We start from the raw sequence: 21,304 nt of genomic DNA, 5'->3' as shown, positions 1-21,304 counted from the left end.
CATGGCACACAAGAAGGGCGCCTCGTCCTCCCGCAACGGCCGCGACTCGAACGCCCAGCGCCTCGGCGTGAAGCGCTTCGGCGGCCAGGTCGTCAAGGCCGGCGAGATCATCGTGCGCCAGCGCGGCACCCACTTCCACCCGGGCCTGGGCGTCGGCCGCGGCGGCGACGACACGCTGTTCGCCCTCGAGGCCGGTGCGGTCACCTTCGGCACCCGGCGTGGTCGCAAGACCGTCTCGATCACCACGGTCGACGCCTGAGCCCTCGGGCTCGGCGCCACACACGTACCGCCAGCGAGCGCACGGGCCGGACGGCCCGTGCGCTCGTCGGCGTCGAGCAGGCAGTGAGCAGGTAGAGCAGACATGGCCGCGTTCGTCGACCGCGTCGTCGTGCACGTCGCCGCAGGCAACGGCGGCCACGGCGTCGCCTCCGTGCACCGCGAGAAGTACAAGCCCCTCGGCGGACCCGACGGCGGCAACGGCGGGGACGGCGGCGACGTCGTCCTCGAGGTGGACCCCAGCGTCCACACGCTGCTGGACTTCCACCACCGGCCGCACCAGCGGGCCGGCAACGGGCGCCCCGGCGCCGGGAGCAACCGGCACGGGGCCAACGGCGAGGACCGCGTGCTGCGCGTCCCCGAGGGCACGGTCGTCAGCGTGGGCGGCGAGGTGGTCGCCGACCTCGTCGGCGCCGGCACCCGCGTCGTGCTCGCCTCCGGCGGCCGGGGCGGGCTGGGCAACGCCGCGCTGGCCAACCCCCGCCGCAAGGCGCCCGGCTTCGCGCTGCTCGGCGAGCCCGGCGAGTCCTTCGACGCCGTCCTCGAGCTCAAGAGCGTCGCCGACGTCGGCCTGGTCGGGTTCCCCTCGGCCGGCAAGTCCTCGCTCATCGCGGCCATGTCCGCGGCCCGGCCGAAGATCGCCGACTACCCGTTCACCACGCTGGTGCCCAACCTCGGCGTGGTCCGCGCCGGCGACGTCGTCTTCACGATGGCCGACGTCCCCGGCCTCATCCCGGGCGCGGCCACCGGCAAGGGGCTGGGCCTGCAGTTCCTCCGGCACGTCGAGCGCTGCGCGGTGCTGGTGCACGTCGTCGACATGGCGACGCTCGAGCCCGGCCGCGACCCCGAGAGCGACATCGAGGCCCTCGAGCGGGAGCTGGCCGAGTACGGCGGCGAGGAGCTCGACCTGGTCGGCCGGCTGCGGGTCGCCGTCCTCAACAAGATCGACGTCCCGGACGGCCGGGAGCTGGTCGACCTGGTGCGGCCCGGGCTGGAGGCCCGCGGGCTGCAGGTCTTCCCGGTCAGCGCCGCCACGGGGGAGGGGCTGACCGAGCTCGGCTACGCGCTGGCCGCCGCCGTCGCGGAGTACCGCGCCGCCCTGCCGGCGCCCGAGCCGCAGCGTGTCACGCTCACGCCGCGCGCCGTCGACGACTCCGGGTTCACCGTCACCGTCGACCCCGACGACGAGGGGACCTTCGTCGTCCGCGGCGTGAAGCCCGAGCGCTGGGTCCGGCAGACCGACTTCACCAACGACGAGGCGGTCGGCTACCTCGCCGACCGGCTCAACCGCCTCGGGGTGGAGGACCGGCTGACGACGCTCGGCGCGCAGGAGGGCGACACGGTCGTCATCGGCGACGTCGCCTTCGACTTCCAGCCCAGCCTGCCCGCCGGCACGCCGCTGGCCGAGGAGACCGCGGGCCTGGGCGGGCGCGGCACCGACAGCCGCATCGACGCGCCGCACCGGGTGCGCGCGGCCGAGCGGCTGGCGGCGAAGAAGGCCCGCCGGGTGCCGTACGAGATGACCGAGACCTGGACGGACGACGACCTGGCCGACGGGGAGCTGCCCGAGGAGGACGGGTGAGCACCCGGCCCTCGGTGGCCGGTGCCGGCCGCGTGGTGGTCAAGGTCGGCTCCTCCTCGCTCACCACGCTGCCCGGCGGGCTGGACGCCGCCCGGCTCACCGCGCTCGTCGAGGTCCTCGCCGCGGTGCGGGCGCAGGGCCGGGAGGTGGTGCTGGTGTCCTCCGGCGCGATCGCCGCGGGCCTGGCGCCGCTCGGCGTCGAGGGCCGGCCACGGGACCTGGCGACGGCGCAGGCGGCGGCCAGCGTCGGGCAGTTGCGGCTGGTGCAGACCTACGCCGACGCCTTCGACCGCCACGGCGTCACCGTCGGCCAGGTGCTGCTGACCGCCGACGACCTCACCCGGCGCGGCCACTACCGCAACGCCCGTCAGACGCTGGAGCGGCTGCTCACCCTCGGCGTGATCCCGATCGTCAACGAGAACGACACGGTCGCCACCGAGGAGATCCGGTTCGGCGACAACGACCGGCTGGCCGCCCTCGTCGCGCACGTCGCCGCCGCCGACGCGCTGGTGCTGCTCTCCGACGTCGACGGCGTCTACGACGGCGACCCGCGCACCGGCCCCGCGCAGCTGCTCGACACCGTGCGGGGTCCCGCCGACCTCGCCGCGGTCACCCTCGGCACCGCGCAGCGCAACGGCGTGGGGACCGGCGGGATGGCCACGAAGGTCGAGGCGGCGTTCATCGCGTCGGGCGCCGGCGTGCCCGTGGTCGTCACCTCGACGCCGCAGGCCGCCGCCGCGCTGGCCGGCGAGCCGGTCGGCACGCTGTTCGAGCCCTCGGGACGCCGTCCCTCCGGGCGGCAGTTCTGGCTGCGCTACGCCAGCCGCCCGCGCGGGCGGCTGGTGCTCGACGACGGCGCGGTGCGGGCGGTCCGCGAGCGGCACGCCTCGCTGCTGGCCGCCGGGGTCACCGCCGTCGAGGGCGACTTCCTGGCCGACGACCCGGTCGAGCTGGTCGGTCCCGACGGCACCGTCGTCGCCCGCGGGCTGGTCGCCTACGACGCCCGGGAGCTGCCCGCGCTGCTCGGGCGGCGCACGCCGGACCTCGACCCGGAGTACCGGCGCGAGGTCGTGCACCGCGACGAGATGGTGCTGCTCGCGCGCCCGCGGGCGGCTGGGAGACTGCCCGCGTGACGATCCGCCCCATCCGCGAGCTCGGTGACCCCGTGCTCCGCACGCCCGCCGACGAGGTGCGGGCCTTCGACAGGGAGCTGGCCGCCCTGGTGCGCGACCTCGAGGAGACCGTCGACCACCCCGGCCGCGCCGGGCTGGCCGCCCCGCAGATCGGGGTGAGCGCCCGGGTGTTCAGCTACAACGTCGACGGCGAGATCGGCCACCTGGTCAACCCGCGGGTCGTGGAGCTGTCCGAGGAGACCCAGGACGGCGACGAGGGCTGCCTGTCCATCCCGGGCCTGTGGGCACCCACGGTGCGGGCGATGGAGGCCGTCGTCGAGGGCTTCGACGTCCACGGGGAGCCGCTGCGGCTGTCGGGCACCGGGCTCATGGCGCGCTGCCTGCAGCACGAGGTGGACCACCTCGATGGGAAGGTCTTCCTCGACCGGCTGACCGGGGAGGCCCGCAAGACCGCCCTGCGGGCCCTGCGCGCCCGCTGAGCCGTACGGTCGGGCCCGTGACCGACCTCGCCACCCGCGCCCGGACCCTGCTCGACCTGCACACCGCCCCGGAGATCCTCGTCCTCACCAACGTGTGGGACGTCGTCTCCGCGCAGGTGGTGGCCGCGACCGAGGGCGTGCGGGCCCTCGCCACCGCCAGCCACGGCATCGCCGCCACCTTCGGCTACGAGGACGGCGAGAACATCCCGCTCGACCTGCACCTGGACATGGTCGGCCGGATCGCCGCCGCCGTGGACCTGCCGCTGAGCATGGACATGGAGGCCGGCTACGGCGACGCCGGCGAGACCGCCCGCCGCGCCGTCGAGAAGGGGGTCGTCGGGGGCAACCTCGAGGACCAGATGAAGCCGCTGGACGACGCCGTGGCCGCCGTCGAGGCGGTCGTGCGCGCCGGACGGGACGCCGGCATCGACTTCGTGCTCAACGCCCGCACCGACGCGTTCCTCCGCGCGGAGGCGGGGGCCGACCGCTCCGAGCTCCTCGCCGAGGCCGTCCGCCGGGGCCGGGCGTTCCTCGAGGCGGGAGCCCCCGTCGTCTTCGTGCCCGGTGTCGTGGCGCGCGAGGAGATCGAGGCCCTGGTCGAGGGGCTGGGTCGCGGGAAGCTGACGGTGATCAGCGTGCCGGGGCGCTCCCTGCCGGCCCGCGAGCTGCAGGACCTCGGCGTCGCCCGTGTCTCCACCGGCCCGTTCACCCAGCGGGTCGCGCTCACCGCGCTGCAGGACGCCGTCGTCGAGATGGTCGGCGGCGGCGTCCTGCCGCCCGGCACCCGCGCCCTCAACTGAACCGGCGGGTCACCGGCCGGCGGGGAGTGCCACCCCGCCGGCCGGGACGACCAGGCCGCGGACGTCGAACGGAGTGACCACCACGGTCGGCCACGGCCGCCCCGCGAGGACCTCCGCGACCAGCGGCCCGATGCCCTCGCGGCCGTAGCGGTCGTACTGCTCGCGGGACTCCCACACCGCCACCTCCCGCAACCCGTCGGCGGTCGCCCAGGCCAGCTGGACCAGCCGCCCGTCGACCTCCCCACCGGTGCGCTCGAGGTGCAGTCGGTGCACGGTGTCGTACAGCTCCACCACGTCGTACGGCTCCTCCACCGGTGCGGACGCGTCCTCGATCACTGCCCACATGACCTCGTCTCCCTCTCCGACGAGAGCGCGACGTCAGACCGCGACGCCGGCCCGTGGCAGCACGAGGCCGCGGACCTCGAACTCGGTGTCCACGGAAGCGGGGGGTGCCTGCCCCCGCAGGACCTCGGCGAACACCGGTCCGACCACCTCCCGGTTCCCGCGCTCGTAGTCCTCGCGCGACTCCCACACCCCGATCACCTGGAAGCCGTCCGCGGTGGGGCGGGCCAGGTGCAGCAGCAGCCCGTCGAGGGCCGGGCCGATCTGCTCGATCCGCTCGAGCATCGCCGCGTGCACGGCGTCGTAGAGCTCCACGGGTGCGGACACGTCCGTGATCACGCCCAGGGTCATGTCGTCCTCCTCGACTCCTCCCGGCGGCCGTCCGCCGCCGGCAGCCGTTGCCGGCCCTCGCCGGAGAGCCGGTGCACCGTGGCGGTGCGCCCCGTGATCAGCAGGAGCAGGTCGCCGGTCGTGCCCTCGACCGGAGCACCCTCGCCCAGCACGAGGTCGCTGTCGGTGGCCCGCAGCTGCAGGCCGGCCAGCCGCTTCCGCACCCCGAACGGGAAGCTCATCGCCCAGGCCCGCCTCGCCGACACGGCCGCGGGGACCGGCGGGATCGGCCGCTCGCGGCCCAGCGGCAGGGCGATGTCCTGCCCGTGCACGAGGACGTCGGTGAGCGGCTCGATGGGGGAGACGAACGGCGCCCGCCGCCGGGAGCCGACCATCGCCCGGATCCGCCGGCCGTACTCGTCGTCGGGCAGCGGGCCGACGCGCAGCGCCGTGTCCCGGATGATCCGGTCGAAGCTTCCGCCCGCCCGGATCGCCGGGACGATCGCCTCCCGGAGTGTCATCTGCGCCTGGGTCAGGTGCGCCGCGACGTCCCGCACCCGCCAGCCGGTGCACAGCGACGGCGTCTCCCACTCGGCGGGGGTGAGGTCGTCGAGCAGGTCCGCCAGGCTCGACCGCTCGGAGTCGATGCTGCGCCACACGTCGTCGAGGTCCACGACGACCTCCTCGGAGTTGGTACGATGTCCTGACTATCTAGTCAGAACATCTGACCAACGTCAAGGGGTGTCGTGAGCGTTCGCGAGGAGGTCCTCTCGAACGGGGACCGCCAGGACCGGGACCACCAGAACCTGGCGCTGCTGTGCTTCTACCCGCACCGGGCGATGGAGGCGCGGCTGCTCGCGACGCTGGCGGCCGAGGGGCACGACGACATCACCCTCGCGCAGGCGCGCGTCGCCGCCCGGATCGGCCCTGCCGGCACCCGGCTGACCGACCTGGCCGCGCAGGCGCTGGTCACCAAGCAGACCGCCGGCCACCTGGTCGACCAGCTGCAGCGCGCCGGTTACGTCCGCCGGGTGCCCGACCCCACCGACGCCCGCGCCCGGCTGGTCCAGATCGCCGAGCGGGGGCTGGAGGTGGTGGCGGTCGCCCGCCGGGTGGAGGCCGAGGTCGAGGCGGAGTGGACCGCGCACCTGGGGGAGGAGGCGACCGCACAGCTGCGCGCGGCGCTGACCCGGCTGCGCGAGGTGACCGACCCCTACCGCTGAGCGCAGGCGCGGCAGGTGCCGAACACCTCCAGCTGGTGCTGGACGTCGGCGAACCCGTGCTCGGCGGCCACCCGCGCCGCCCAGCGCTCCACCGGCGGGTCGGCGACCTCGACGGTGGTCCCGCAGGAGCGGCAGACCAGGTGGTGGTGGTGCACCGGCGAGCACCGCCGGTAGGCCGCCTCGCCGTCCTCGCTGCGCAGGACGTCGACCAGGCCGTCGTCGACCAGGGCCTGCAGCGCCCGGTAGACGGTGGCCAGGCCCACGGCGTCGCCGCGCTCGCGCAGCAGGGCGTGCAGGTCCTGGGCGGTCCGGAACCCGTCGAGCTCGTCGAGCAGCGCGAGCACGGCCGTCCGCTGCCGGGTCTGCCGGCGGACCGGGACCTCGGGGGCGCTCACGGGTGCTCCGTCCCGGCCGGCCGGGCGACGGCGGAACCGGCCCTGTCGTGCTCGTCGTAGTGCACGCCGGTGCCGGTCCGGTGCGGCGCGTGCAGGTGGCCGTCGTGGTCGTAGTCGACGTGGTCGCCGTGCGGGACCGGCCGGTGCCCGCAGTCGTCGCCGTGCTCGTGCGGGTGGGCGGCGTGCACGTCCACGCGGCGCCCGTGCCGTCGCCGGGCCGTGGCGTCCCGCAGCGCCACGGCGACGGTCACGGCGAGGAACAGCGCGATGGCCAGCAGCACGATCGTGCCGCCGGAGGGGGTGCCGGTGTAGTACGAGGTCGCGGTGCCCGAGACGCTGACCACCACGCCGATGCCGCAGGCGAGGTACAGCGTGCTGCGGAAGCTGCGCCCGACCAGCTGAGCCACGGCGCTGGGCAGGATCATCAGCGCGCTGATCAGGAGCAGCCCGACCACCCGCATCGAGAGCACGACGGTGGAGGCCACCAGCGCGGCCAGCACCACGTTGAGCGGCAGCACGGGCAGTCCGACCGCGCGGGCGTACTCCTCGTCGTCGCTCACCGCGTACAGCCGGGAGCCCAGCAGCCACACGACCGCCAGGACGACCACGGTGATGACGGCGAACACGGCGACGTCGGACGCCGTCGTGGTGGTGATCGCCCCGAAGAGGTAGGCGTCGAGGTTGGTGGCCTGCCCGCGGGGCGCGAGGGAGAGGAGCACGACCCCGCCGGCGATGCCGCCGTAGAAGAGGACGGCGAGGGCGACGTCGCCGCTGGTGCGCCCGCGGGCGCGGACCAGCTCGATGAGCACCGCGCCGAGCACGGCGGCGACCAGTGCCGTCCCGACCGGCGCGCTGGAGGTGAGGACCCCGACGCCGACTCCGGTCAGCGCGACGTGGCCGAGGCCGTCCCCGAGCAGCGAGAGCCGGCGCTGCACGAGGAAGACGCCCACCGCGGGGGCGACGAGTCCGACCATCAGCGAGGCCAGGAGGGCCCGCTGCATGAAGCCGTAGTCGAGCAGTTCCACGTCAGCGGCTCCCGTCGCGGACCCGGGCGGCGTCCGGCGCGGGTCGCGGCTGGTCGAGCCGGTACCCCCGGACCGGCGGCGCGGTGGCCTCGTCCGGGTGGTGGCAGTCGGGGCCGGCGGCCGGGCCGGCGCCGACCAGCGGCCCGTCGTAGGTCAACCGTCCGGAGTCCACCACCACGGCGCGGCGGAGCACGCCCGCCAACGGGCCGGTCTCGTGGGTCACGACGACGAGTGTCGTACCGGCCGCCGACACCCGCGCCAGCACCGTGGCCAGCGCCGCCTGGCTGGCCGCGTCGACGCCGGCGGTCGGCTCGTCCATGACCAGCAGCTCGGGTTCGGCGGCCAGCGCGCGGGCCACGAGCACCCGGCGCTGCTGCCCGCCCGAGAGCGAGGCCACCGGGTCGTCGAGCCGGTCGGCGAGGCCGACGGCGTCGACCGCCTCGGCGACGGCGGCCCGGTCGCGGGCGACCGGCCGGCCGAACAGGCCCAGCCGCGGCAGCCGGCCCACGCCGACGACCTCGCGCACGGTGGCCGGCATCGCGCCGCTGACGGTGTGCCGCTGTGGGACGTAGCCGACCCGGCCGTGCTCGCGCGGCCTGCCGACCGGGGCACCGAGCACCTCGACGCTGCCGCCGAGGACGGCCGCGAGGCCGAGCACCCCCCGCATGAGGGTGGTCTTGCCCGAGCCGTTGGACCCGAGGACCGCGACGGCCTCGCCGCGCCGGACGGTCAGGGAGGCGTCGCGGACGATGGCGACGTCGCCGTAGCCCACCGTGGCGCCGGTGAGGCGGAGCGCGGGATCGCTCATGCGCAGCCCTGTCCCTCCTGCAGCGTCGCCAGGTCGGCGCGCATGACCGCCAGGTAGTCGTCGCCGGCCGACTCGTCCGTCAGGCCCTCGATCGGGTCGAGGACGGCGGTCTGCACACCGGCCTCCCGGGCGACGGTCTCGGCGACGGCGGGGTCGACGAGGGTCTCGGTGTAGACGGTCGTCACGCCGCGCTCCCGCACCAGCGTAGAGATCTCGGCGAGCTGGGCCGGGCTGGGCTCGCTCGACGGGCTCAGCCCGCTGATGCCGACGACGTCGAGGCCGTAGCGCTCGGCGAGGTAGCCGAAGGCGTCGTGGCCGGTGACCAGCGTGGTCACCGCGCAGTCGGCCAGGCCCTGCTCCATCTCGGCGTCGAGCGCCTCGAGGTCGCCGCGCAGCGCCGCGGCGTTGTCGCGGTAGGTGTCGGCGCCGTCGGGGTCGACCTCGGCGAGGCGGCCGGCCAGTGCGTCGCCGACGTCGGCCAGCCGGGTGGGGTCGAGCCAGAAGTGCGGGTCGGTGACCTCCTCGCCCTCCGCGTGCTCCTCCTCGTCGGCGTGCCCGGCGTGCTCCTCCTGGGTCTCGCCCTCGTGGTGGTGCTCCTCCGTCGTGGTCAGCGACAGGTCGGCGGCGTCACCGGCGTCCCACGCGGCGTCGCCGGCCTCGACCACGGCGTCGTCGAGCGCCGGCTGGAACCCCTCCAGGTAGACGACGAGGTCGGCCTCGGACAGCGACGCGACGTCCTGCGGCGTGAGCTCGAGGTCGTGCGGCTCGGCGCCCGGCGGGGTCAGCGAGGCGACGTCGACCCGGTCGCCGCCGACCCGCTCGGCCGCCCACTGCAGGGGGTAGAAGGCCGCCTCGACCGAGACGCCGTCCGCGGCGGCGGCCGCGTCGTCCCCGGAGGATCCGCAGGCGGCCAGCAGGAGGGCGGTGGCGGCCGCGGTGGCCGAGGCGAGGGCACGCGTCGTCGTGGGCATGAGAACCATTCTCACACAGCGTGCGACGCGCCCGGGCGGAGGGGGCGGCGCGTACCCTGCGGGACGTGTCCGACGCCGCCGACCTGCCGCTGATCGGGGCCGCCGCGCTGCGTGCCCGCGCCGCGTCCCGCGTACTGCGCACCCTGCCGACCGACGTCAAGGACGCCGCGCTGGCCGGCATGGCCGACGCGCTGGTCGAGCGCACCGACGAGGTGCTGGCGGCCAACGCGCTCGACGTCGACGCCGCGGCCGCCGACGGGACCCCGGCCTCGGTGCTCGACCGGCTGCGGCTGGACGCCGCGCGGGTCGCCGGCGTGGCCGCCGCGCTGCGCGAGCTCGTGGCGCTGCCCGACCCGGTCGGCGACGTCGTCCGCGGCTCCCGGCTGCCCAACGGGCTGGAGCTGCGGCAGGTCCGGGTGCCCTTCGGCGTCGTCGGCGTCGTCTACGAGGCGCGGCCCAACGTGACCGTCGACGCCGCGGGCCTGTGCCTCAAGAGCGGCAACGCGGCGCTGCTGCGCGGCTCGGCCTCGGCCCACCGCACCAACGCCGCCCTCGTCGCCGTCCTGTCCGAGGCCGGCCAGAAGGCGGGCCTGCCGGAGGGGTCGGTGGAGCTGCTGCCGGCCGACCGCGCGTCCGTCGGCGAGCTGCTGTCGGCCCGCGGGCACGTCGACCTGGTCATCCCGCGCGGCGGCGCCTCGCTCATCCAGCGGGTGGTCCGCGAGGCGCAGGTGCCGGTGATCGAGACCGGCGTCGGCAACTGCCACGTCTACGTCGACGCCTCCGCCGACGCCGCGATGGCCGAGGCGATCGTGCTCAACTCCAAGACGCACCGGGTCAGCGTCTGCAACTCCGCCGAGACGCTGCTGGTGCACCGCGACGTGCCGTTCCTGCCGCGGCTGCTGGCCGCGCTGGCCGACGCCGGGGTCACCCTGCACGGCGACGACGCCGCCCGCGCCGCGCACGACGCCGTCGTCCCGGCCACCGACGAGGACTGGGCGACGGAGTACCTGTCGATGGACATGGCGGTGCGGGTCGTCGACGACCTCCCGCAGGCGCTCGAGCACGTCGCGCGGTGGGGGAGCGGGCACTCCGAGGCGATCGTCGCCGACTCGGCCGCCGCGATCGCCGCGTTCACCGCCGGTGTCGACGCCGCCGCCGTCCTGGTCAACGCCTCTACCCGGTTCACCGACGGCGGAGAGTTCGGCTTCGGCGCCGAGATCGGCATCTCCACCCAGAAGCTGCACGCCCGCGGGCCCCTGGGCCTGCCGGAGCTGACCAGCACCACGTACGTCGTCACCGGCAGCGGCCACACCCGCTGACCCGGCCCCGCCGCCAAGGAGTCGCATGACCCGCCCGCCGACGCAGATGCCCTCGTTCTCCTCGGTCGCCGACGTCGGCAAGCGGCTGTCGACCGCCGGGTACCTGCCCGATGCGCAGATCGCGACGACGGTCTTCCTCGCCGACCGGCTGGGCAAGCCGCTGCTGGTCGAGGGGCCGGCGGGCACGGGCAAGACCGAGCTGGCCAAGGCGCTGGCCGCCGCGACCGGCTCGGAGCTGATCCGGCTGCAGTGCTACGAGGGTCTCGACGAGGCCCGGGCGCTCTACGAGTGGAACTACAAGAAGCAGCTGCTGCGGATCCAGGCGGCGCAGGGCGGCGACGGCACCGACTGGGACACCGTCCACGACGACATCTTCGGGGAGGAGTTCCTCCTCTCCCGGCCGCTGCTGACCGCGATCCGGCGCACCGAGCCGACGGTGCTGCTCATCGACGAGACCGACAAGGCCGACGTCGAGGTCGAGGGCCTGCTGCTGGAGGTGCTCAGCGACTTCCAGGTCACCATCCCCGAGCTCGGCACCGTGGCCGCCACCCGCCGGCCGACCGTCGTGCTCACCTCCAACGCCACCCGCGAGCTGTCCGAGGCGCTCAAGCGGCGCTGCCTGTACCTGTCGCTGGACTACCCGTCGGCCGAGCGGGAGCGGGAGATCGTGCTCTCGCGGGTGCCCGACCTCGCGCCGGGGCTGGCCGAGCAGCTGGTGCGCACCATCCGGGCGCTGCGGGCGATGGAGCTGAAGAAGTCGCCGTCGATCTCCGAGACCCTCGACTGGGCGCAGACCCTGCTCGAGCTGGGCCTGGACACCCTCGACGAGACGGCGGTCCGCTCGACGCTCGGCGTGGTGCTCAAGCACGCCAGCGACCAGGAGCGGGCCGCCGCCGAGCTGCGGCTCAACTGATGTCCGCGCCCGCCTCGGCCGCCCCCGGGGGACTGGCCGGGCACCTCGACGGGTTCGTGCGCGCGGTCCGCGAGGCCGGCATCCCGGTCGGGATCAGCCAGGCCGTCGACGCCGCGGAGATCCTCACCGTCGTCGACCTGCTCGACCGCGAGCAGCTGCGGCACGGGCTGGCGGCGGTGCTGCTGCAGCGGGCCTCCCAGCGGCCGGCCTACGACACGCTGTTCGACCTGTGGTGGCCGCTGTCGGACCGCCCGCGCGCCGGGGGCACGTCCGGCGCGGAGGGCGACGAGGACCCCCGCGCCGACGACGGCTCGACCCTGGACCTGCCCGACGGGCACGGCGACGGCGACGAGCGCGACCTCGCGCAGCGGATGCGCGAGCAGCTGGCGCGGCTGCTGCGGGACGGCGACGACGAGGCCCTGCGCCGCTTCGCTCGCCAGGCGGTCGAGCAGCTCGGGCGGGCGCCGGCGTCCCCGTCGGGGCAGTCCTACTTCGGCTACCGGGTGATGCGGGCGCTGTCGCCGGACACGCTCGTCGCGCAACTGCTCGCCGGGCTGCTCGGCGACGGCGACCGCGGCGGGCTGGCCGAGCAGGTCGCCCGGCAGACCGTCCGCGAGCGGCTGGCCGCGTTCCGGTCGGCCGTCGACGCCGAGGTGCGGCGCCGCGCGGCGGCCGAGCGGGGCCGCGACCGGGTGGCCAAGAGCGCGGTGCGGCCGCTCGCCGAGCAGGTCGACTTCCTGCGGGCGCAGCAGTCCGACCTCGCCGAGCTGCGCCGGGCGGTGGCGCCGCTGGCCCGGCGGCTGGCCGTGCGGCTGTCGGCGCGCCGGCGCATGGGCCGCCAGGGCCGGCTGGACTTCCGCAAGACCGTGCGTGCCTCGCTCGGCACCGGCGGCGTGCCCGTGGTCACCCACCACCGGCCGCGCCGGGTGCACAAGCCCGAGCTCGTGGTGCTCTGCGACGTCAGCGGCTCGGTGGCCGGCTTCAGCCACTTCACGCTGATGCTCACCCAGGCGCTGCGCGAGCACTTCTCCGGCGTCCGGGCGTTCGCCTTCGTCGACGCCACCGACGAGGTGACCCGCTTCTTCCGGCCCGGTGCCGACGTCACCGCCGCGATCACCCGCATCGGGCGCGAGGCCGACGTCGTCGCCTTCGACGGGCACAGTGACTACGGCAACGCCCTCGAGGTGTTCGCCGACCGCTGGCCCACCGCCGTCGGGCCGAAGACGTCGCTGCTGGTGCTCGGCGACGGGCGGACCAACTACCGGCAGCCGGGCCTGCCCGTGCTGGCCGACCTGGTCCGCAGGGCCCGCTCGGCGCACTGGCTCAACCCCGAGCCACGCCGGCTGTGGGGGAGCGGCGACTCCGCCGCCGACCGCTACGGCGAGGTCATCGACATGGTCGAGTGCCGCAACGCCACCCAGCTCGCGGACTTCGTCACCACGCTCTGACCCCGGCCGCTCCCACCGACACGCCCGCGGGTGTGTTCCCGGAACACGCCGTAACCGGTCGGCCGGTCGGCCGTTGGTCAGCGCGGGCCCCGGTCGCGACACCGGTGCCCGCGCCCGGAGGCCGTCGTCGCGGACGGCGACCGGGCGGTGCGACCGACGGCACGGGGGTGCCGGTCGCGCCCGGACGGACCCGTCCCGGCGGCCGGGTGCGGCGACGTCCCGCACCCGGCCGTCCGCCGTCCGTCGGCGCGCCTCCTCCGCGGGTCCTCCGCACCGTCCCCGCGGGACCGGTCCAGCCGGGCCGCCCCTGACGCGCCCGGCTAGGCTCGATCGGTGGCTGGGACCCGGATCGGCGTGATGGGCGGGACGTTCGACCCGATCCACCACGGCCACCTGGTCGCCGCCAGCGAGGTCGCGGGCCTCTTCGGTCTCGACGAGGTCGTCTTCGTCCCCACCGGGCAGCCCTGGCAGAAGAGCGAGCGCGAGGTCAGCCCGGCCGAGGACCGCTACCTCATGACCGTCATCGCCACCGCCTCCAACCCGCGGTTCTCCGTCAGCCGGGTCGACGTCGACCGCGACGGCCCGACGTACACCATCGACACCCTCTCCGACCTGCACGCCCAGCGCCCCGACGCCGAGCTGTTCTTCATCACCGGCGCCGACGCGCTGTCGCAGATCCTGAGCTGGCGCGACAGTGACCGCTTCCTCCGGCTGGCCCACTTCGTGGGGGTGACCCGGCCCGGCTTCACCCTCGCCGACGGGCACCTGCCCGAGGGGGCGGTCAGCCTGGTCGAGATCCCGGCGCTGGCGATCAGCTCCACCGACTGCCGCGACCGCGTCGCCCGCGGGATGCCGGTCTGGTACCTCGTCCCCGACGGCGTGGTCCAGTACATCGAGAAGCGCGGCCTCTACCGCTCCGGACCGGGCGGCCGCCGCCTCCCCGGCCCCGCGGCGACCGGCCCGCCCACGACCGTCCGCCCGCGCCCGAGTCCGACCCCACCGACCCTGCTGCCCACCTCCGGGAGGTACCCCGATGACCGCCTCCACCGAGGCCCGGGAGACCGCGATGCTCGCCGCCCAGGCCGCCGCGGACAAGCTCGCCACCGACGTCTCGATCGTCGACGTCAGCGACCGCCTGGCCATCACCGACGCCTTCGTGCTGGCCGCGGCCCCCAACGAGCGCCAGGTGCAGGCGATCGTCGACGAGGTCGAGGAGCGCCTGCGCGCGCACGGCGTCAAGCCGGTCCGCCGCGAGGGCGTCGCCGAGGCCCGCTGGGTGCTGCTGGACTTCGTCGACGTCGTCGTGCACGTCCAGCACACCGAGGAGCGGGCGTACTACGCCCTCGAGCGGCTGTGGAAGGACTGCCCGACCATCCCGTTCGTCGACCGCGCCCTGCCGGCCGCGGCGTCCCCGGGCGGCGGCACGCCGTCGACCGACGACGTGGACCCGGGCAGCTCCGACCCGCTGGCCCTGGTGCCCGACCCGACCGAGGACCTCACCGAGGACGACCTCGCCGACGAGGACGTCGTCGAGAGCGACCCGGCGCAGGACGTCCCGGCCGAGGACGGCCCGGACGAGGACGCCACCGGCCCGGGCTCCGCGGGCGGGGACCCGGGGACGACCGGCCGGTGACGGCCCCCGCCGCGCTCGACCTGCCGGTGCCCCGGCTCGTCGTCTGGCGGCACGGTCGCACGGAGTGGAACGCCACCGGGCGCTTCCAGGGGCAGCTGGACCCGCCCCTGGACGCCGAGGGCCGGGCGCAGGCCGCCCGCACCGCGCCGCACCTGGTGGCGACCGGGCTGACGCCGGAGACCACGGTCGTCGTCGCCAGCGACCTGGTCCGGGCCGCCGACACCGCCACCGCCCTGACCGGCGTGCTCGGTGTGCCGCTGCGCCTCGACGAGCGGCTGCGCGAGCACGGCCTGGGCTCGTGGGAGGGGCTCACCCGCGACGAGGTCGCCGAGCGCCATCCCGAGCAGTACGCGGACTGGCTCGCCGGCCGCGCGGTGCCCGGCCGCGGTGGGGAGCAGTCCGCCGACGTCGCCCGGCGCGCGCTGGCCGCCCTCCGGGACCTGCCGCCGGCCGAGGTCGCCGTCGTCGTGACCCACGGCGGGACCGCCGGGCGGCTCATCGAGGCCCTGCTCGAGCTCGGCCCGCAGCACCGCCGGGTGTTCGGGCCGCTGGCCAACTGCGGCTGGAGCGAGCTGGCCCGCCACGGGGAGCGCTGGCGCCTGATGCGGCACAACACCGTCGTCGCCGCGGTCCCGGACCGGCTCGAGGGGCGGGCCGACGGCCGGCCGGCCACCGCCCCGGCGGACGCCGAGGCCACCCCGGAGGGTGCCGCGCCGCCCGCGCAGGACGCCGACGCGGTCCACTGACGCTGCCCTCGGGGCACCGGCCGACCGCCCGCAAGGCGCGGGCTAGCCTCGCGTGATGCCCGTCGCCGTGGTCACCGACTCCACGGCCTACCTGCCTCCCGAGGTCGTCGCGCGCTACGGCATCGAGGTGGTGCCGCTCTACGTGGTGCTCGCCGGCCGGTCCGGGCGCGAGGGCGAGGAGATCACCCCGGGGGACGTCGCCCGGGCCGTCACCACCCGCGGCCAGCGGGTGTCCACGTCGCGGCCGACGCCCGGGGACTTCGTCGCCGCCTACCGCCGCCGGCTGGCCGAGGGCGCCGACCGGGTGGTCTCGGTCCACCTCTCCGCGGAGCTGTCGAGCACGGGCGACGCCGCCCGGCTGGCCGCCGCCCAGGTCGGCGAGCACGTCGTCACGGTGATCGACTCGCGGTCGGCGGCCATGGGCACCGGCTTCGCCGTCCTCGCCGCCGCGCGCTGCGCCGCCGACGGGGGCGCCGCCGCCGAGGTCGCCGCCGTCGCCGAGCGCACCGCCGCGCGCACGCGGACGTTCTTCGTCGTCGACACGCTCGAGCACCTCCGGCGGGGTGGCCGGATCGGCCCGGCGGCCTCGCTGCTGGGGACGGCGCTGGCGGTCAAGCCGGTGCTGCACGTGGCCGACGGGCAGGTCGTCCCGCTCGAGCGGGTGCGCACGTCGGCCCGCGCGCTCACCCGGCTCGTGCAGCGCGCCGTGGAGGCCGCCGGCGGTCCCGGTGCCTCCTTCGCCGTCCACCACCTCGCGGCTCCCGAGCGCGCCGCCAAGCTGGCCGCGGAGCTGCAGCGTGCGGTGCCCGACGTGCGGGAGCTCTACGTCAGCGAGCTCGGTGCGGCGATCGGCGCCCACGTCGGCCCCGGCGCGGTGGGCGTGGTGGTGAGCCCGGCCGAGGACGGCGACGGGGATCCGGAGCGGGGCTGAGAGCACGGGCGCAGCGTGCACCGGCCCGCCGTCCGCCGGACCCGCACGTCCACAGCCGGTACCGCCGTCCACAGCCGGTCGCCGGGCGGGGGCCCCGGCCGGGGAGGCTGCCTAGCGTCCGCCGCGTGCGCCTGACCTCCCGTCGCGACCCCGCAGCCGACGTCATCCGTGCCCGCCTGCGGGTGCTGCTCGACGAGGGCCGGCGCTCCGGCTGGCTGCCCGACGACGATCCGCCCGGGGACCCGCCCCGCACGGGCGTCGCCCTCCTCCGGCCCGCCGGTGACGACGCCGACGACGCACCGTCCGGGGACGTCCCCCCGGAGGACGACCCCGAGGAGCGGCTGCCGGGCGGTCTGGGCCGCCACCGGGCACCGGGCCGCACCGTCCGCGTCGACCCGGGCCGGCGCGGCAGCGCCGCGCTGTGGCTCACCGGCCTGCTCGCCGCCCTGCTGCTGGTCGGCTGGACGTGGCTGCAGCGGCCGGACGTCGAGCCGGCGCCGCAGCCCGCGGTGGTCCCCGCGGCCGAGACGGACGCCGAGGGGCCGACGGGAGGTGGTGCCGCGGGGGCCGCCGAGGCCCGGGGCACCGTGGTCGTCTCGGTCGTCGGGCTGGTCGTCTCACCGGGCCTGGTGACGCTGCCGGAGGGCGCCCGGGTGGCCGACGCGGTGGCGGCTGCCGGCGGCCTCCTCCCCGAGGCCGACCCCGCCTCGGTCAACCTGGCCGCGGTCGTCAGCGACGGCCAGCAGGTCGCCGTGGGCCTGCCGGGCGCGGCGCCGGCGGCCGGCGCGGACGGCGGCCCGGCGCCGACCGGTCCGCTCGACCTGAACACGGCGACGGTCGCCGACCTCGACGCGCTGCCGGGCCTCGGCCCGGTCCTCGCCCAGCGGATCGTCGACCACCGCGAGCGGCACGGCCGGTTCACCAGCGTCGAGCAGCTCGACGACGTGCCGGGCATCGGGCCGGCGGTCTACGGCGAGCTGGCCGACCTGGTGCGGGTGTGAGGGCCGGCCGGGACCGCCGCTGGTCGTGGCTGGACCTGCGCCTGGTCCCGGTCGCCGCCGCGGTGTGGGTCGTCACCCTCGTCTCGGCGCTGCTCCCCCCCGCTGCGCTGCTCGTGGTGGCCGGTGCGGCCACCCTCGCCGCCGCCCTGCTCGCGCCGCGCCGGGGATCGGCGGGCGTCCTCGTGCTGCTGGCGGTCCTCGCCGCCGTGGCGACCGCCGCCACGGTCGCCGCCGTCCGCGGTGCCGCCCGTGCCGCGTCGCCGCTGGCCGAGGTCGCGGGTGGCCGGACGGTCGACGTGGTCCTGGAGGTCGACGGCGACCCGCGGCGCGTCGCGGGCGTCGGTCCGCCGCGGGTGGTCCTCGACGTCACGGTCACCGCCCTCTCCGACGACGCGGACGCGGTGGAGCTGTCCGCCGGGGCGGTGCTGTTCGCCCCGGCGCAGGACTGGACCGGGGTGCTGCCCGGTGAGGTCGTCCGGACGCGGGCGTCGGTCGCGACCGTGCCCGCGACCGAGGGCGTCGTCGCCCGGCTGTCCGCGCGGGGTCCGCCCGAGCCGGTGCAGGGACCGTCGCGCCTGCAGCGCGCCGCCGGTGCGGTCCGCGACGGGCTGGCCGCCACGGCGCGCCGCGTGCTGGACACCCCGGCCGACGGGCTGCTGCCCGGGCTGGTCGTCGGGGACACCCGGGGCCTCGACCCCGTGCTGGAGGAGGACTTCCGGCGCGCCGGGCTCTCCCACCTCACCGCCGTGTCGGGGGCGAACGTCGCGATCGTCCTCACCGGCGTCCTCGCGCCGCTGCGCCGCAGGGCCGTGAGCCGGCGGGTCCAGGCTGCGGTGGCCCTGGTCGCCCTGGCCGGCTTCGTGGTGCTCGTCCGGCCCGACGCCAGCGTGGTGCGGGCGGCGGCCATGGGTGCGGTGACGCTCCTCGCCCTGGCCGCGGGGCGGGCGCGGGCGGCGGTCCCGGCGCTGGCGGCCTCGGTGGCCGTGCTGCTGCTCCTGGACCCGCGGCTGGCCCGCGACGCCGGCTTCGCGCTGTCGGTCGCCGCGACGGCGGCCATCGTGCTGCTGGCGCCCGGCTGGTCCCGGCGCCTGCAGCGGCGGGGCTGGCCGCGCACCCCGGCCGACGCCGTGGCGGTCGCCGCTGCCGCCGGGCTGGCCACCGCGCCGCTGGTGGCCGGGCTGTCCGGCCTGGTCAGCCCGGTGTCGCTGGCGGCCAACCTGCTCGCCGCGCCGGCGGTGGCGCCGGCGACGGTGCTGGGCCTGCTCGCCGCGCTCGCCGGGCCGGTCCTGCCGGTCGCCGGGGACGCGCTCGCGTGGCTGGCCGGCTGGCCGGTGCGGTGGCTGGTACTGGCCGCCCGGATCGCGGCCGGCCTGCCCGACGGCGCGACCGGCTGGCCGGCCGGCACCGGCGGTGCCCTGCTGCTCACCGTGCTGCTGCTGGTCGCCGGCCTGGCACTGTGGCGGTACCGGAGGCTGCGCCCGCTCGGGCTGGCGGCGCTGCTCGGCCTGGTGCTGCTCGGCTGGCCACTGCGCCAGGCGGCCGACGGCTGGCCTCCCGCCGGGGCGTTCCTGGTCGCCTGCGACGTCGGGCAGGGCGACGCGCTGGTGCTCCCGACCGCCCCCGGCGAGGGCGTCCTCGTCGACGCCGGACCGGAGGTCGGCCCGGTCGACCGCTGCCTCGACCGGCTGGGCATCGACCGGCTGCCGCTGGTGCTGCTGTCCCACCTCGACGCCGACCACGTCGGCGGGCTGGCCGGCGCCCTGGGCGGCCGCGAGGTGGGCACCGTCGCCACCGGGACGCTCTCCCCGGCCGACGAGCGGGCCGGGCCCCTCGACGCCGCCGCCGCCCGGGCCGGCGCCGCACGGGAGGTCCTCGTCCCCGGTGACCGCCGGGAGGTGGGCGGTGTGCGCCTCGAGGTCCTCGCCCCACCCCCGGAGATCGCGACGGCGGCCGCCGAGCCCAACGACCTGTCGCTCGTCGTGCGGGTCACCGCGCGCGGCGTCCGGGTGCTGCTCACCGGCGACCTCGGCGCGGCCGCGGAGGCACGGGTCCTCGACCGCGGCGTGGACCTGCGCGCCGACGTGCTCAAGGTGCCGCACCACGGCAGCGCCGACGCCGACCCGGCCTTCCTCGCCGCGACCGGCGCCCGGGTCGCGCTCGTCAGCGTCGGCGCGGACAACACCTACGGCCACCCGGCGCCGCGGCTGCTGTCGCTGCTGGCCCGCGCCGGGATGCAGGTGCACCGCACGGACCGGGAGGGCGACCTGGCCGTCGCCGGGTCGGCGGGGACGTGGGGCGTCGCCGTGCGGGGATCGCCCGGCGCGGCGGCCGCCCCTCCGACGCCGGCCGCCCCGGGGCTCCCGGACGGCGTGCTCCCGGTCCCCGTGGCGCGGCGGGACCGTCGGCGGGCCGTGACACCATCGGGGTGTGGCAGCGGCACCCCCGGCACCGACCTCCCGGCTGCGGGCCGTCGTCGGCGAGGAGGAGCTGCTGCGCTCCCGCGCCGTGGCCGCCGTGCGCGCCGCGGTCCTCGAGCGCCACCCGCAGGCTGAGCTGCACGAGCTCGCCGCGCTCGGTCTGCCGGTCGGCCAGCTCGCCGACGTGCTGGCGCCGTCGCTGTTCGGGGAGCACCGGCTCGTCGTCGTGGCCGGCGTGCACGAGGCCGCCGGAGCCCTGGTCGACGCGCTGACGAGCTACTGCAAGGACCCCGACCCCGAGCTCACGCTCGTCGTCGTCCACCACGGCGGCAAGCGCAACGAGGCGCTGCTCAAGGCGCTGACCGCCGCGGGGGCGGCCGTCGACGAGTGCCCCAGGATCAGCTCGGCCGGGGACCGGGCGGCCTTCGTCCGCAACGAGGTGCGCTCGGCCGGCGGCCGGATCACCGCCGACGCGGTGACCGCGCTGGTCGAGGCGGTCGGCGGTGACCTGCGGGCGCTGGCGTCGGCGGCCACCCAGCTGGTCGCCGACTTCGGCGGCACCATCGACGCCGACGCCGTCGCGCGGTTCCACCGCGGGCAGGCCGAGGTCACCGGCTTCACCGTCGCCGAGAAGGTGCTGGTCGGGGACCGCACGGGATCGCTGGAGTCGCTGCGCTGGGCGCTCGAGCGCGGGGTCGCCCACGTGCTCATCGCCGACGCGATCGCCGACGGCGTCCGGACCGCCGCGCGGGTCACCTCGCTCGACACCGCCAACCCCGGCGAGCTGGCGCGGGCGCTGAAGCTGCCGCCGTGGAAGGTGAAGAAGGCGCAGAGCCAGGCACGCGGCTGGAGCATCGAGGGTCTGCAGCAGGCGATCGGGGTGGCCGCCGAGCTCAACGCCGACGTCAAGGGCGTGGCCGCCAGCGCCGACTACGCGCTCGAGCGCGCCATCCGCCGCATCGTGGACATCCGCGCCGCCACCGGCCGCGGCGGCCGGGTCCGCGCCGGTCACTGACCCGGGGCCCCGGGGACGCACGAGCCCCGACACGCGACGAGCCCCCGTCCTCCGGCGGGAGGACGGGGGCTCGTCGGGGAGCGCTGGGACAGCTCAGAGGCTGGTCAGCTGCTTGGCCATGCCCGACTTGCGGTTGGCCGCCTGGTTCTTGTGGATGATGCCCTTGCTGGCGGCCTTGTCGAGGGCCTTGCCGGCCTTCTGCAGCGCCGTGGTCGCGGCCTCGGTGTCGCCGGCAGCGGCGGCCTCGCGGAAGCGGCGGACGGCCGTCTTCAGGGCGGACTTGACGGCGACGTTGCGCTGACGCGCCTTCTCGTTCGTCTTGTTCCGCTTGATCTGGGACTTGATGTTCGCCACGCGTGAGCCTCGGTGTCTCGCAGGAGGGAAAGGGTCTGTCGGTGCGTCCGGACGGCGTGCGTCAGCGGACCGGCCTGCCAGGTTACCAGCGTGCGGCGCGGCGTCCCACCCCGGCCGGGGAGAGACCCCTCCCGGCACGGTGCTCCGCGCGGGCGGCCGGTCG

The 21,304-nt window shown here is 76.7% G+C and carries 23 protein-coding genes and 1 pseudogene; 16 read left to right on the top strand and 8 right to left on the bottom strand.

What is annotated here, in order from left to right; genetic code table 11:
- The first annotated feature begins 1 nt into the window (after position 1).
- The 5 genes from rpmA (at position 2) to JD79_RS21450 (ending at position 4,270) form a co-directional block, all read left to right on the top strand.
- Positions 2-259, top strand: coding sequence for a 50S ribosomal protein L27 (rpmA, locus tag JD79_RS21470; protein WP_110007163.1), 258 nt, complete (start codon positions 2-4; stop codon positions 257-259).
- A 102-nt stretch (positions 260-361) separates the two neighbouring features.
- Positions 362-1,858, top strand: coding sequence for a GTPase ObgE (gene obgE, locus JD79_RS21465; RefSeq protein ID WP_110007162.1), 1,497 nt, complete (start codon positions 362-364; stop codon positions 1,856-1,858).
- Positions 1,855-2,991, top strand: a complete 1,137-nt coding sequence (gene proB / locus JD79_RS21460; protein WP_110007161.1) for a glutamate 5-kinase — start codon at positions 1,855-1,857, stop codon at positions 2,989-2,991. The genes obgE and proB overlap by 4 nt, the downstream gene beginning before the upstream one ends.
- Positions 2,988-3,470, top strand: coding sequence for a peptide deformylase (gene def, locus JD79_RS21455; protein WP_110007160.1), 483 nt, complete (start codon positions 2,988-2,990; stop codon positions 3,468-3,470). The genes proB and def overlap by 4 nt, the downstream gene beginning before the upstream one ends.
- A 17-nt stretch (positions 3,471-3,487) precedes the next feature.
- The gene (locus tag JD79_RS21450; protein ID WP_110007159.1) at positions 3,488-4,270 is read left to right on the top strand and encodes an isocitrate lyase/PEP mutase family protein; all 783 of its coding nucleotides are present in this window, start codon (positions 3,488-3,490) and stop codon (positions 4,268-4,270) included.
- Between the two features lie 9 nt (positions 4,271-4,279).
- On the opposite strand, the gene JD79_RS21445 is transcribed toward JD79_RS21450, so the two are convergent.
- The 3 genes from JD79_RS21445 to JD79_RS21435 are packed head-to-tail and all read right to left on the bottom strand — an operon-like array spanning position 4,280 to position 5,616.
- The gene (locus JD79_RS21445) at positions 4,280-4,615 is read right to left on the bottom strand and encodes a hypothetical protein (protein WP_146220514.1); all 336 of its coding nucleotides are present in this window, start codon (positions 4,613-4,615) and stop codon (positions 4,280-4,282) included.
- Positions 4,616-4,648: 33 nt separating this feature from the next.
- Complete coding sequence (locus JD79_RS21440) at positions 4,649-4,963, bottom strand: hypothetical protein (protein ID WP_110007157.1); 315 nt, start codon at positions 4,961-4,963, stop codon at positions 4,649-4,651.
- Entirely contained in the window at positions 4,960-5,616 is a 657-nt protein-coding gene (locus tag JD79_RS21435) for a maleylpyruvate isomerase family mycothiol-dependent enzyme (protein ID WP_110007156.1), read from the bottom strand. The genes JD79_RS21440 and JD79_RS21435 overlap by 4 nt, the downstream gene beginning before the upstream one ends.
- A gap of 72 nt (positions 5,617-5,688) precedes the next feature.
- Here JD79_RS21435 and JD79_RS21430 point away from each other — a divergent pair, with 72 nt between their 5' ends.
- Complete coding sequence (locus JD79_RS21430) at positions 5,689-6,165, top strand: MarR family winged helix-turn-helix transcriptional regulator (RefSeq protein ID WP_245900275.1); 477 nt, start codon at positions 5,689-5,691, stop codon at positions 6,163-6,165.
- On the opposite strand, the gene JD79_RS21425 is transcribed toward JD79_RS21430, so the two are convergent.
- The 4 genes from JD79_RS21425 to JD79_RS21410 are packed head-to-tail and all read right to left on the bottom strand — an operon-like array spanning position 6,156 to position 9,364.
- Complete coding sequence (locus JD79_RS21425) at positions 6,156-6,560, bottom strand: Fur family transcriptional regulator (RefSeq protein WP_110007155.1); 405 nt, start codon at positions 6,558-6,560, stop codon at positions 6,156-6,158. The genes JD79_RS21430 and JD79_RS21425 overlap by 10 nt on opposite strands.
- Positions 6,557-7,585: a metal ABC transporter permease gene (locus JD79_RS21420; RefSeq protein ID WP_110007154.1), complete on the bottom strand. Its 1,029-nt coding sequence runs from the start codon at positions 7,583-7,585 to the stop codon at positions 6,557-6,559. The genes JD79_RS21425 and JD79_RS21420 overlap by 4 nt, the downstream gene beginning before the upstream one ends.
- Before the next feature lies 1 nt (position 7,586).
- A complete protein-coding gene (locus JD79_RS21415) occupies positions 7,587-8,393 on the bottom strand; it encodes a metal ABC transporter ATP-binding protein (protein WP_110007153.1) in 807 nt (268 codons plus the stop codon).
- On the bottom strand, positions 8,390-9,364 hold the full coding sequence (locus tag JD79_RS21410; RefSeq protein ID WP_245900274.1) for a metal ABC transporter substrate-binding protein: 975 nt from the start codon (positions 9,362-9,364) through the stop codon (positions 8,390-8,392). The genes JD79_RS21415 and JD79_RS21410 overlap by 4 nt, the downstream gene beginning before the upstream one ends.
- 65 nt (positions 9,365-9,429) lie before the next feature.
- Between JD79_RS21410 and JD79_RS21405 the strand changes: the two genes are divergently transcribed.
- The 10 genes and pseudogenes from JD79_RS21405 (at position 9,430) to holA (ending at position 20,787) form a co-directional block, all read left to right on the top strand.
- On the top strand, positions 9,430-10,683 hold the full coding sequence (locus tag JD79_RS21405) for a glutamate-5-semialdehyde dehydrogenase (RefSeq protein WP_211308099.1): 1,254 nt from the start codon (positions 9,430-9,432) through the stop codon (positions 10,681-10,683).
- Positions 10,684-10,708: 25 nt separating this feature from the next.
- A complete protein-coding gene (locus tag JD79_RS21400) occupies positions 10,709-11,596 on the top strand; it encodes an AAA family ATPase (RefSeq protein ID WP_110007151.1) in 888 nt (295 codons plus the stop codon).
- Positions 11,596-13,044: a vWA domain-containing protein gene (locus tag JD79_RS21395; RefSeq protein ID WP_110007150.1), complete on the top strand. Its 1,449-nt coding sequence runs from the start codon at positions 11,596-11,598 to the stop codon at positions 13,042-13,044. The genes JD79_RS21400 and JD79_RS21395 overlap by 1 nt, the downstream gene beginning before the upstream one ends.
- Before the next feature lie 357 nt (positions 13,045-13,401).
- A pseudogene (nadD, locus tag JD79_RS21390) lies at positions 13,402-13,899 on the top strand (nicotinate-nucleotide adenylyltransferase); the annotation flags it as partial.
- Between the two features lie 178 nt (positions 13,900-14,077).
- Positions 14,078-14,677 (top strand): ribosome silencing factor, encoded by a 600-nt coding sequence (rsfS, locus tag JD79_RS21385; protein ID WP_110007149.1) that lies wholly within the window; start codon positions 14,078-14,080, stop codon positions 14,675-14,677.
- Positions 14,674-15,423, top strand: a complete 750-nt coding sequence (locus JD79_RS21380; RefSeq protein WP_110007148.1) for a histidine phosphatase family protein — start codon at positions 14,674-14,676, stop codon at positions 15,421-15,423. The genes rsfS and JD79_RS21380 overlap by 4 nt, the downstream gene beginning before the upstream one ends.
- Positions 15,424-15,478: 55 nt before the next feature.
- Positions 15,479-16,354 carry a DegV family protein gene (locus JD79_RS21375; protein ID WP_110007946.1) on the top strand — a complete coding sequence of 292 codons (876 nt, stop codon included), beginning with the start codon at positions 15,479-15,481 and terminating at the stop codon, positions 16,352-16,354.
- A 125-nt stretch (positions 16,355-16,479) separates the two neighbouring features.
- Positions 16,480-17,355 (top strand): ComEA family DNA-binding protein, encoded by an 876-nt coding sequence (locus tag JD79_RS21370; RefSeq protein WP_110007147.1) that lies wholly within the window; start codon positions 16,480-16,482, stop codon positions 17,353-17,355.
- The gene (locus tag JD79_RS21365) at positions 17,352-19,907 is read left to right on the top strand and encodes a ComEC/Rec2 family competence protein (RefSeq protein WP_110007146.1); all 2,556 of its coding nucleotides are present in this window, start codon (positions 17,352-17,354) and stop codon (positions 19,905-19,907) included. Before JD79_RS21370 ends, JD79_RS21365 begins: the two co-directional genes overlap by 4 nt.
- The gene (gene holA, locus JD79_RS22875; protein ID WP_245900366.1) at positions 19,861-20,787 is read left to right on the top strand and encodes a DNA polymerase III subunit delta; all 927 of its coding nucleotides are present in this window, start codon (positions 19,861-19,863) and stop codon (positions 20,785-20,787) included. Before JD79_RS21365 ends, holA begins: the two co-directional genes overlap by 47 nt.
- Before the next feature lie 93 nt (positions 20,788-20,880).
- Here holA and rpsT read toward each other — a convergent pair whose 3' ends face one another.
- Positions 20,881-21,141, bottom strand: a complete 261-nt coding sequence (gene rpsT, locus JD79_RS21360) for a 30S ribosomal protein S20 (protein ID WP_073419169.1) — start codon at positions 21,139-21,141, stop codon at positions 20,881-20,883.
- Between the last annotated feature and the right edge of the window lie 163 nt (positions 21,142-21,304).

Source organism: Geodermatophilus normandii, assembly GCF_003182485.1.
Classification (GTDB): domain Bacteria; phylum Actinomycetota; class Actinomycetes; order Mycobacteriales; family Geodermatophilaceae; genus Geodermatophilus; species Geodermatophilus normandii.
This window is presented reverse-complemented; position numbering and strand designations above follow the sequence as displayed.